Consider the following 10,751-nt stretch of genomic DNA (forward strand, 5'->3'; position numbering starts at 1 on the left):
AGGTACCGCGCCATAGCGCGCTTTGCGGCGGAGGCAGATGCCTCGGACCCCACCCCCCCCCCCCCCCCCCCCCCCCCCCCCCGAGCCGGAGACACCGCGTCAGGAGGCGGGCGGCGGCGGAGGCGTCCCGCCGTCCTTGTGCCCCAGCTTGTCCACGGCCTCCTTGGCCTTGCGCGTACCGGTGTCGATCTTGGCGCTGTACTTGCCCTTGGTCTTCTGGTCGACCGTGCGCGCGGCCTTGTCGAGGCCCTGCTCGATCTTGCCCCCGTGCTGCTGAGCCAGGTCGCCGACCTTTTCCTTGGCCGGTCCCAGCTTGGCCTTCAGGTTGTCCAGGAACCCCATATGGGTCACCTTCCGTGCAGTGAGGACGGTCCGCGGGAGGATTCTCCCGACCCCATTGTCCGTCACCTGTCCACCCCGGCCGACTCCGCGCCTCCCGCGCGCCGCGCGCCCGCCGGCCCCGAGCCCGCGCGACGGTGCGGGCCGGGCCGGGGAGTTTGGGAGAATGGGCCGGTGACCCCTCCCGCTCCCGCCCCCCGCGTCATCACCGTCGTCGGCCCCACCGCGGCCGGCAAGTCCGATCTGGGGGTCTTCCTCGCCCAGCGGCTCGGCGGCGAGGTGATCAACGCCGACTCCATGCAGCTCTACCGGGGGATGGACATCGGCACCGCGAAGTTGACGGTCCCCGAGCGCGACGGCGTGCCGCACCGGCTGCTGGACGTCTGGGAGGTCACCGAGACCGCCAGCGTCGCCGAGTACCAGCGCCTGGCCCGCCGGGAGATCGACCGGCTGCTCGCCGAGGGCCGCACCCCGATCCTGGTCGGCGGCTCCGGGCTGTACGTCAAGGGGGCCATCGACGCCCTGGAGTTCCCCGGCACCGACCCCGAGGCGCGCGCCCGCCTGGAGGCGGAGCTGGCCGAGCGGGGCCCCGGCGCGCTGCACGCCCGGCTCGCCGCGGCGGACCCGGACGCCGCCCGGTCGATCCTCCCGAGCAACGGGCGGCGCATCGTCCGCGCCCTGGAGGTCATCGAGATCACGGGCAAGCCCTTCACCGCCAACCTGCCCGGCGACGAACCGGTCTACGACGCCGTGCAGATCGGCGTCGACGTGGACCGCCCCGAACTGGACGAACGCATCGCCCTGCGCGTCGACCGCATGTGGGAGGCCGGGCTCGTCGACGAGGTGCGCGCCCTCGAGGCGGCCGGGCTGCGCGAGGGCCTCACCGCCTCCCGCGCCCTCGGCTACCAGCAGGTCCTCGCCGCGCTCGCGGGGGAGTGCACCGAGGACGAGGCGCGGGTCGAGACCGTACGCGCCACCAAGCGCTTCGCGCGCCGCCAGGACTCCTGGTTCCGCCGCGACGCCCGTGTCCGGTGGCTCGGCGGCGGGAGCCGCGACCGGGCGGAACTCCCGCACCGGGCCCTGACGTTGGTCGAACGGGCGGTCACAGCCTGATCACGTGATGGCATCGGGACGCCCTGCCCGGCATCGCGGCGCCCGTGATCGTGCCATCATCGAGCATCGATCCACCAGTGGAGTCCGAGTTGGGAGGGCGCGTGGCGATGGAGGCCGGCCCTCGCGACACGGAGCAGCGCGACACAGAGCACGACGGACCGTCACCGCGGGAGAGCGCGGGGCGGCTGAGCCCGGACGGGCCCGACGAGCAGGACGTGGTCCCCGAGGTCGAGGTCGAGCTGCGGCCCGCCCGCAGGCTGCGGATCTGGCAGATCGCGCCCGTCGTCGTCCTGGCCGCGGTCGGCTCGCTGATGTTCGCCTTCCCGCTCGCCTTCGACTTCGGCGACGGCGGCGCCGTGGTCGCCATGCTGGGGCTGCTGATCAGTTGCTGCGCGGCCGGCTGGGGCATGATGGCGGCCCGCCGCGTCGGCCACACCTGGCCCGGCCTGCCCGCCCGCGGCTCCGGCGAACGCCTCGACTGGCGCGTGCTCGCCCTGTACGTCGCCACCGGCGCCGCACTCGTCGCCCTCGCCGTCTGGCGCGTGGCCCGACTGCGCCCCTGAACGCCGCGCCCCCGCCCGAGGCCGCGACCGCCGAACCGTACGCCCGGAGCGGCCGATCTCGGAGCCGCGAGCCCCGGACCCCGGTGACGGGTCCGGCCGCTCGGACCGTCGGCGCCGCCTCGTACAGTTGCCCCGTGAGCACTGCGCAGATCGCCTTCCTCAAGGGACACGGCACCGAGAACGACTTCGTGATCGTCCCCGACCCGGACAACGCCCTCGCGCTGCCCGCGTCGGCGGTCGCACGCCTCTGCGACCGGCGGGCCGGCATCGGCGGGGACGGCCTGCTGCACGTCGTCCGCGCCGCCGCCCACCCCGACGCGCGGGAGATGGCGGACACCGCCGAGTGGTTCATGGACTACCGCAACGCGGACGGCTCGATCGCCGAGATGTGCGGCAACGGCGTGCGCGTCTTCGCCCACTACCTCCAGCGCGCCGGCCTCGTCGGCGACGGCGACCTCACCATCGCCACCCGCGGGGGCCCCAAGCGGGCGCGCCTCGCCGCCGACGGCGACATCACGGTCTCCATGGGACGCGCCCGGCTGCCCGAGGAGGGCGCCACGGTCCGCGTCGGCGACCGTAGCTGGCCCGCCCGCAACGTCGACATGGGCAACCCGCACGCGGTCGCCTTCGTCGACGACCTGGCCCACGCCGGCGAGCTGGCCGCCGCCCCCTGCGTCAGCCCGGCGGGCGTCTACCCCGACGGCGTCAACGTCGAGTTCGTCGTCGACCGGGGCCCGCGCCACGTCGCCATGCGCGTCCACGAGCGGGGTTCCGGCGAGACCCGCTCCTGCGGCACCGGCGCCTGCGCCGTCGCCGTCGCCGCCGCCCGCCGGGACGGCGCCGACCCCGCCGTGACCGGCCGGGCCGTCACGTACCGGGTGGACCTCCCCGGCGGCTCCCTCGCCATCACCGAGCACCCCGACGGCGCGATCGACATGACCGGCCCCGCCGTGATCGTCGCCGAAGGCGTCATCGACCCCGCCTGGCTCGACGGCGTCACCGCACAGGAAGCCCCCGACCCCGCACGGTGACCGGCGCGCATCGCTCGAATGGGTGATCCGTTTCACGCTGGGCGGGAGCCGGACCGCGCCGCGTGGTGGGGTCGATAGCATCAAGCACCGGCCCCGAGGGGCAGCCGCTCCCCACCAGCCGGTCGACGTCCTCGGAGGTGCCCATGAGTGCAGAGGCCGCCGATCCCGGCGCCCCCCTTCGCAGGCGGAGCCGCCCCCGGATCGACCTGCGCAGACTGGGCCGGGTGGCGCTGCGCGGCACCGCCTCCCGCGACCGGCTGCCCGACGCCATCGGCCACGTCGCGGAGGCGCACCGCGCCCACCACCCCGACGCCGACCTGTCCGTCCTGCACCGGGCCTACGTCCTCGCGGAGACCTCGCACCGCGGCCAGACGCGCAAGAGCGGTGAGCCCTACATCACCCACCCGCTGGCCGTGACCCTGATCCTCGCCGAGCTGGGCGCGGAGACCACCACCCTGACCGCCTCCCTCCTCCACGACACCGTGGAGGACACCGAGGTCACCCTCGACCAGGTCCGCGAGGAGTTCGGGGACGAGGTCCGCTATCTCGTCGACGGCGTCACCAAGCTGGAGAAGGTCGACTACGGGGCCGCGGCCGAACCGGAGACCTTCCGCAAGATGCTCGTCGCCACCGGCAACGACGTCCGGGTCATGTCGATCAAGCTCGCCGACCGGCTCCACAACATGCGCACCCTCGGCGTGATGCGCCCCGAGAAGCAGGCCAGGATCGCCAAGGTCACCCGCGACGTCCTCATCCCGCTGGCCGAACGGCTCGGCGTGCAGGCCCTCAAGACGGAGCTGGAGGACCTGGCCTTCGCCATCCTGCACCCCGAGGACTACGAGCGCACCCGCGCCCTGATCGCCGATGCGGCGCGCGCCGGCGCCCCCCTCGAATCCATCGCGGCCGGCGTCCGGGCCACCCTGCGCGAGGCCGGCATCAGCGCCGAGGTCCTCATCAGGCCCCGCCACACCGTCTCCGTCCACCGGGTCCGCGGGAAACGCGGCGAACTGCGCTCCACCGACTTCGGGCGCCTGCTCGTCCTGGTCGGCGAGGACGCCGACTGCTACGCCGTCCTCGGCGAGCTGCACACCTGCTTCACCCCGGTGATCTCCGAGTTCAAGGACTTCATCGCCGCCCCCAAGTTCAACCTCTACCAGTCGCTGCACACCGCGGTCGTGGGCCCCGACGGAGCGGTCGCGGAAGTCCTCATCCGCACCCACCGGATGCACAAGGTCGCGGAGGCGGGCGTCGTCGCCCTCGGCAACCCGTACGCCCAGGACCCCGCCGCCCCCCAGCCCTCCGAGCCGTCCGACGAGCGCGCCGACCCCACCCGGCCCGGCTGGCTCTCCCGGCTGCTGGAGTGGCAGGAGTCCGCCACCGACCCCGACACCTTCTGGTCCACCCTGCGCGACGACCTCGCCCAGGACCGCGAGATCACCGTGTTCCGCACCGACGGCGGCACCCTCGGACTCCCCGCCGGCGCCAGTTGCGTCGACGCGGCCTACGCGCAGTACGGCGACCGGGCCCACGCCTGCATCGGCGCCCGCGTCAACGGCCGCCTCGCCACCCTCGGCACCGTGCTGAGCGACGGCGACACCGTCCAGCCGCTGCTCGCCCAGGACACCGCGTCCGGCCCCTCGCCCGACTGGCTCGACCACGCCCGCACCCCCGCCGCCCGGATCGCGATCACCGGCTGGATCGACGAGCACCCCGACGAGGCCGGGCCCGACCCGCGGACCGCGGACGCGGGCGGACCCGGCCAGGGAGAAGCGGCCGACGCCCCGCCCCGCACCCGGTCCGGGCCGCCCCCCGCGGGCGTCGTCGTCGAGGCCCCGGACGCACCGGTGCGCCTGGCCGGCTGTTGCACGCCGGCGCCCCCCGACGCCCTGACCGGCTTCGTCGTCCGCGGCGGCGCGGTCACCGCGCACCGCGCCGCGTGCCCGGCGGCGGCCCGGATGCGGCGGAGCGGCCGCGCCGCGGTCGCGGTCCGCTGGGCGGAGGCCGAGGGACCGCAGACCGCGGCGGGCTGCCGGGTCACGCTCGTCGCCGAGTCCTTCGGCCGCCCGCGGCTCCTCGTCGACCTCACCGAGGCCATCGCCGCCGCCGACGCGGCGATCGTCTCCGCCACCGTCGAACCGCCCAGCGAACAGCGCGTCCGCCACACCTACACCCTCCAGCTCCCCGACGCCGCCTCGCTCCCCGCCCTGATGCGCGCCATGCGCGAGGTGGCCGGGGTCTACGACGTCAGCCGCGCCCAGCGGCCGGCCCACGCGGGCTGAGCGCCCACGCCGCGACGTCCTCGTTCGAGTGGCGCGGAGCGCGGCTCCACGCCCGGACGCCCGCGCGCTGATAGCCGTGGACCATGCCGTTCCTCTCCCGCCGCCTGCGGGCCGCCCTGCTGGCCACCGCCTCGACCGCCCTCGTCGCCGCCGCCCTGCCCGCCCCCGAGCCGCTGGGCCTGGGCGACCGGCTCTTCCCCGAGCTGGGCAACCCCGGCTACGACGTCCTCGCGTACGACATCGCCCTCGCCTACGGCGGCCGTGACGCCGAGCCGCTGGAAGCCGTCACCAGGATCACGGCGCGCACCACCGCACCGCTGGAGCGGATCAACCTCGACTTCGCGCGGGGGACCGTCCGCGCCGTCGAGGTCGACGGGCGGCCCGCCGACTTCGGGGCCAAGAACGAGGACCTGGTCGTCCGGGCCCCCCGCCGCCTCCCCGCGGGCGCACCGCTGCACATCACCGTCCGGCACACCAGCGACCCGGACCAGGACGCGGACGGCGGCGGCTGGGTGCGCACCGCCGACGGGCTCGTCATGGCCAACCAGGCCGATGCCGCCCACCGCGTCTTCCCCGGCAACGACCACCCCTCGGACAAGGCGCACTTCACCTTCCGGATCACCGCCCCCCGGAAGCTGACGGCGGTCGCCTCCGGTCTGCCCGCCGGGCGGACCCGCCACGGCGCCTCCACCACCTGGACCTACCGCACCCGGCACCCGATGGCCACCGAGCTGGCCCAGGTCTCCATCGGCGACTCGGCCGTCCCGCGCCGCACGGGCCCGCACGGCCTGCCCCTGCGCGACGTCGTCCCGGCCGCCGACCGGGAGGAGCTGGAGCCCTGGTTGCGCAGGACCCCCGCCCAGATGGCCTGGATGGAGGAGCAGGTCGGCCGCTACCCCTTCGAGACGTACGGCGTGCTCGTCGCGGACAGCCCCCTCGGCTTCGCGCTGGAGACCCAGACGCTCTCGCTGTTCGGCAAGGCGCTCTTCACCCAACCCGCCTACCCCGCGTGGTACGTCGAGTCCGTCATGGTCCACGAGCTGGCCCACCAGTGGTTCGGCGACAGCGTCTCGCCCGCGACCTGGTCCGACCTCTGGCTCAACGAGGGGCACGCCAGTTGGTACGAGGCCCGGTACGCCGAGGAGCACGGCGGCGGGACGCTGGAGCGCCGGATGCGCGAGGCGTACCGGCTCTCCGACGGCTGGCGGGCGGACGGCGGCCCGCCGGCCCGCCCGGACGCCCCCGCCCCCGGCCAGAAGCTCAGCCTCTTCCGCCCGGTGGTGTACGACGGCAGCGCGCTGGTGCTCTACGCCCTGCGCCAGGAGATCGGCGCGGGCGCCTTCGACCGCCTGGAGCGCGCCTGGGTCCGCGCGCACCGGGACTCATCGGCGACCACCGCGGACTTCACCCGGCTCGCCTCCCGCGTCGCGGGACGGGACCTGACCTCCTTCCTGGAGGGCTGGCTGTACGGTCGCACGACCCCGCCGATGCCCGGACACCCCGACTGGCGCAGCGCGAAACCCGCGTGACGGGCCCGGCGGAGCCGTGCCACTATCGACGCGTCGGCGCGGCGGACCGCAGGGGAGCACCCGAGGCGGGAATGATCCGAGCAGATCACACGTTGTGACTGACGTAGCGACCTCCATCGACGTAAGGATCCAATGACCTCCTCTTCCTCCCTTCCCCAGGACGCGCGGGACGCGCAGAGCGCCACGGCGAACACGACCGAGAGCCTCACCGAAAGCCTTCGGGCCGACGCCCTGATGGAAGAGGACGTCGCCTGGAGCCAGGAAATCGACGGCGCGCGGGACGGCGACCAGCTCGACCGCTCCGAGCGCGCGGCCCTGCGACGCGTCGCGGGACTCTCCACCGAGCTCGAGGACGTCACCGAGGTCGAGTACCGCCAGTTGCGCCTGGAGCGCGTCGTGCTGGTCGGCGTCTGGACCTCGGGGACGGTGCGCGACGCCGAGATCTCCCTCGCGGAGCTGGCCGCGCTCGCCGAGACGGCGGGCGCCCAGGTGCTCGACGCGGTGTACCAGCGGCGCGACAAGCCGGACCCGGCCACCTACATCGGCTCCGGCAAGGCGTTGGAGCTGCGGGACATCGTGCTGGAGTCGGGGGCGGACACCGTCGTCTGCGACGGTGAGCTGAGCCCCGGCCAGTTGATCCACCTGGAAGACGTCGTCAAGGTGAAGGTGGTCGACCGGACCGCGCTCATCCTCGACATCTTCGCCCAGCACGCCAAGTCCCGTGAGGGCAAGGCGCAGGTCTCGCTGGCGCAGATGCAGTACATGCTCCCCCGGCTGCGCGGTTGGGGCCAGTCGCTCTCCCGCCAGATGGGCGGCGGCGGTTCCAGCGGCGGCGGGGGCATGGCCACCCGCGGTCCCGGTGAGACCAAGATCGAGACGGACCGGCGCCGCATCCGCGAGAAGATGGCGAAGATGCGCCGGGAGATCGCGGAGATGAAGACCGGCCGCGAGATCAAGCGCCAGGAGCGCAAGCGCAACAAGGTGCCCTCGGTGGCCATCGCCGGGTACACCAACGCGGGCAAGTCCTCGCTGCTCAACCGCCTCACCGGGGCCGGCGTCCTGGTGGAGAACGCCCTGTTCGCCACCCTGGACCCGACCGTGCGCCGGGCCGAGACCCCCAGCGGACGCGTCTACACCCTCGCCGACACCGTCGGGTTCGTCCGGCACCTGCCGCACCACCTCGTCGAGGCGTTCCGCTCCACCATGGAGGAGGTCGGCGAGTCCGACCTCATCCTGCACGTGGTGGACGGCTCCCACCCGGTGCCGGAGGAGCAGCTCGCCGCGGTGCGCGAGGTGATCCGGGACGTCGGCGCGGTCGACGTCCGGGAGATCGTCGTGATCAACAAGGCGGACGCCGCGGACCCCCTGGTCCTCCAGCGCCTGCTGCGCAACGAGAAGCACGCGATCGCGGTCTCGGCGCGGACCGGCGCGGGCATGGACGAGCTGCTGGCGCTCATCGACTCCGAGCTGCCGCACCCGTCCGTCGAGATCGAGGTGCTGGTGCCCTACATCCAGGGCGCCCTCGTCTCGCGGGTGCACGCCGAGGGCGAGGTCCTCTCCGAGGAGCACACCCCCGAGGGCACCCTGCTCAAGGCGCGGGTGCACGAGGAGCTGGCGGCGGAGATCGAGATGTTCACCCCCGCCGCGCACTGAGCAGCGCGCCCCGCACGGCGCACGGGCGATGCCCGACCGGGTCCCCCGGTCGGGCATCGCCCTTTTCCGCGGCCGCTACGCCCCGACGGAGCCGCCGCGCGGCTCCCCGTACCCCGGCGGCACGAAGCAGGCGGTCACGGTCTTGCCCTCCCGCTGCCGATGGTGGTGCCAACTGTCGGCCAGCGCGTCGACGATGGCCATGCCCCGGCCGCCGAGCGCGTCGGGGTCGCTCTCGCGCGGCCTGGGCGGGAGCGGACTGGAGTCGTGGACGCTGACGTGCAGGCACGTGCTGTCCCAGGTCAGGATGAGCTGGGCGTCGCTGCGGGCGTGCTTGTGCGCGTTGGTGATCAGCTCGGACACGGTCAGGAGCACGGAGTCCACGGTGTCGGGCGCGTCCTTCGCCCACTCCAGGGTCTCCAGGTGCTCGCGCGCCCAGTGGCGCCCCGCCCGCACCCCTTTGGAGATCGGGAACGACTGCGCCCAGCCCACGGCCCTCATCGTGGAATCGGTCATCGCCAAGCCTCTCGGTCGTGGCCGCGAGAAGTCCGGCTGTCCGCCGCGCGGCCGCCGGAACTGTCCCTGCGTGTACCCACCGGAACGCCGAACAACGTCCCCGAGCCCGCTCCCGTACGAGCGGGGCGCCGCAGGAGCGACCGGAGCCGTCCCGTTCCAACGGCGGTGCGGGACGGGAGGGTTGGAGGGCCGGGAGCCGGGCACACGACGGCGGCACCCCCCATGCGAGGAGAAAACATGATCATCGTCGGCATAGTGGCCGTCTGCGTCGTCCTGGCCGTACTGGCCTTCCTGGTCCCCAAGCTCTCGCGCCACCCGGAGCACGGCACCCAGCGCACGCTGGGCCTCGGGTCCCGCGCGGGCGGAAAGGCGCCCGGCCCCCTGGGACGGCTCTTCAGCAAGCCCTTCCGCAGCAGCTCCAAGGCGGTCGGCCGCAGCGGCTCGGCCGGTCGGCGCGCCCGTCGGCACATGCCGTTCTGACGGCGCGCGCCGGGGCGGCCCCTCGGGCACCATGGCCGCATGAACGCCGAACAGCCGGAGCGGACCCCCGACGGCCGGTACGTCGTGGTCGAGGGGCGGCGCTGGCGGGCGACCGACCCGGAGATCCCCGAGGAGGAGGCCGCCGCGCTGCGCCGCCACCTCATGGCGGCCCGGCGAGCGGTGGCCGCCTCGCGCCGCGAGGACGACCCGGCGGCCGAGGAACGGGCCCGGAGCCGGGTGCACACGGCCAAGACGGCCCTCGGCGAACGCGGCGCCCCCTGGTGGGAGCAGTCCGCCGCCGAGCGGCGCCGCCGCTGGACGGACGGGCTCGCGGCGCTCGACGCCGCCCGGCCGGCCGACGGATGAGCCGGGCGGCCGGGCGGGCGGGCCCTATCGGCCCGCGTACTTCTCGCTGACCGCGCGGTACACGCCCTCGGCCTCCTCGCCGAAGCGCGGTCCGGCCAGCCAGCCGCCCGTGACCGGCCCGATCGAGGTGTTCGAGACCAGGGCGGGCTTGCCGTCCCGGCCCGCCGCGACCCAGCCGCCGCCGGAGGACCCGCCGGTCATGGTGCAGCCGACGCGGTACATCGTCGGCTCGTCCTCGCGGAGGGACAGCCGGCCCGGCTCACCCGAGCACTGGAACAGCTTCTGGCCGTCGAACGGCGGCGCTGCCGGATAGCCGGTCGCCGTCACGTCCGCCATCTTCGGCACGGCGGGCGCGTCGAACTCGACCGGCAGCGCCGAACCGACCGTCTCCTCCAGCGATTTGCCGCCCGCGCCCTTCTCCGGCGCCACGTGCAGCACCGCGAAGTCGTACGGAGCGCCCTGCCCGCCGACCGCCGCGCCCTGGGAGATCCACTGCTCCGAGGTCTGGGCCCAACGCCCCCACCACACGCCGTGGGGAGCGATCCTCTCCTTGGGCGCGGTCTCCAGCTCGGCCGGTGACAGACCGTCGTTGTTGTACGCCGGGACGAAGGCGATGTTGCGGTACCAGCCGCCCTCCTTGCCCGCGTGCACGCAGTGCCCGGCCGTCCACACCAGGTTGGACCTGCCGGGGTTCGCCGGGTCCCGCACCACGGTCGCCGAGCACACCATCGAGCCCTGCGGCCCGTCGAAGAGCAGCTTGCCGGACTCGGGGGCGTTGTCGTGGTACGGCGTCGGGGGGGGGGGGGGGGGGGGGGGGGGGGGGGGGGGGGGGGGGGGGGGGGGGGGGGGGGGGGGGGGGGGGGGGGGGGGGGGGGGGGGGGGGGG

10 protein-coding genes and 1 pseudogene are annotated in these 10,751 nt (G+C 74.7%); 8 read left to right on the forward strand and 3 right to left on the reverse strand.

The window, feature by feature from the left end; all coding sequences use genetic code 11:
* Window positions 1-99 precede the first annotated feature (99 nt).
* Window positions 100-342 (reverse strand): antitoxin, encoded by a 243-nt coding sequence (locus tag ACZ6EJ_RS27230; RefSeq protein ID WP_469270796.1) that lies wholly within the window; start codon window positions 340-342, stop codon window positions 100-102.
* A gap of 171 nt (window positions 343-513) precedes the next feature.
* Here ACZ6EJ_RS27230 and miaA point away from each other — a divergent pair, with 171 nt between their 5' ends.
* The 6 genes from miaA (at window position 514) to hflX (ending at window position 8,507) form a co-directional block, all read left to right on the forward strand.
* On the forward strand, window positions 514-1,452 hold the full coding sequence (gene miaA, locus ACZ6EJ_RS27235) for a tRNA (adenosine(37)-N6)-dimethylallyltransferase MiaA (protein WP_469270798.1): 939 nt from the start codon (window positions 514-516) through the stop codon (window positions 1,450-1,452).
* 107 nt (window positions 1,453-1,559) lie between these two features.
* Window positions 1,560-2,015 carry a hypothetical protein gene (locus ACZ6EJ_RS27240; RefSeq protein WP_469270799.1) on the forward strand — a complete coding sequence of 152 codons (456 nt, stop codon included), beginning with the start codon at window positions 1,560-1,562 and terminating at the stop codon, window positions 2,013-2,015.
* Between the two features lie 134 nt (window positions 2,016-2,149).
* A complete protein-coding gene (dapF, locus tag ACZ6EJ_RS27245; protein WP_469270801.1) occupies window positions 2,150-3,046 on the forward strand; it encodes a diaminopimelate epimerase in 897 nt (298 codons plus the stop codon).
* A 143-nt stretch (window positions 3,047-3,189) separates the two neighbouring features.
* A complete protein-coding gene (locus ACZ6EJ_RS27250) occupies window positions 3,190-5,325 on the forward strand; it encodes a RelA/SpoT family protein (RefSeq protein ID WP_469270803.1) in 2,136 nt (711 codons plus the stop codon).
* 83 nt (window positions 5,326-5,408) lie between these two features.
* Window positions 5,409-6,854, forward strand: coding sequence for a M1 family metallopeptidase (locus tag ACZ6EJ_RS27255; protein ID WP_469270805.1), 1,446 nt, complete (start codon window positions 5,409-5,411; stop codon window positions 6,852-6,854).
* A gap of 132 nt (window positions 6,855-6,986) precedes the next feature.
* Window positions 6,987-8,507, forward strand: coding sequence for a GTPase HflX (gene hflX, locus ACZ6EJ_RS27260; RefSeq protein WP_469270806.1), 1,521 nt, complete (start codon window positions 6,987-6,989; stop codon window positions 8,505-8,507).
* A gap of 75 nt (window positions 8,508-8,582) precedes the next feature.
* Here hflX and ACZ6EJ_RS27265 read toward each other — a convergent pair whose 3' ends face one another.
* The gene (locus ACZ6EJ_RS27265) at window positions 8,583-9,020 is read right to left on the reverse strand and encodes an ATP-binding protein (RefSeq protein ID WP_469270808.1); all 438 of its coding nucleotides are present in this window, start codon (window positions 9,018-9,020) and stop codon (window positions 8,583-8,585) included.
* A gap of 237 nt (window positions 9,021-9,257) precedes the next feature.
* Between ACZ6EJ_RS27265 and ACZ6EJ_RS27270 the strand changes: the two genes are divergently transcribed.
* Both ACZ6EJ_RS27270 and ACZ6EJ_RS27275 read left to right on the forward strand, forming a co-directional pair.
* Entirely contained in the window at window positions 9,258-9,500 is a 243-nt protein-coding gene (locus tag ACZ6EJ_RS27270; RefSeq protein ID WP_469270810.1) for a DUF6411 family protein, read from the forward strand.
* A gap of 39 nt (window positions 9,501-9,539) precedes the next feature.
* The gene (locus ACZ6EJ_RS27275) at window positions 9,540-9,866 is read left to right on the forward strand and encodes a hypothetical protein (RefSeq protein ID WP_469270812.1); all 327 of its coding nucleotides are present in this window, start codon (window positions 9,540-9,542) and stop codon (window positions 9,864-9,866) included.
* 24 nt (window positions 9,867-9,890) lie between these two features.
* On the opposite strand, the pseudogene ACZ6EJ_RS27280 reads toward ACZ6EJ_RS27275, so the two are convergent.
* Window positions 9,891-10,661, reverse strand: a pseudogene (locus tag ACZ6EJ_RS27280) (trypsin-like serine peptidase); the annotation flags it as partial.
* Window positions 10,662-10,751: the final 90 nt, after the last annotated feature.

It is taken from the genome of Streptomyces sp. NPDC041970 (assembly GCF_055588985.1).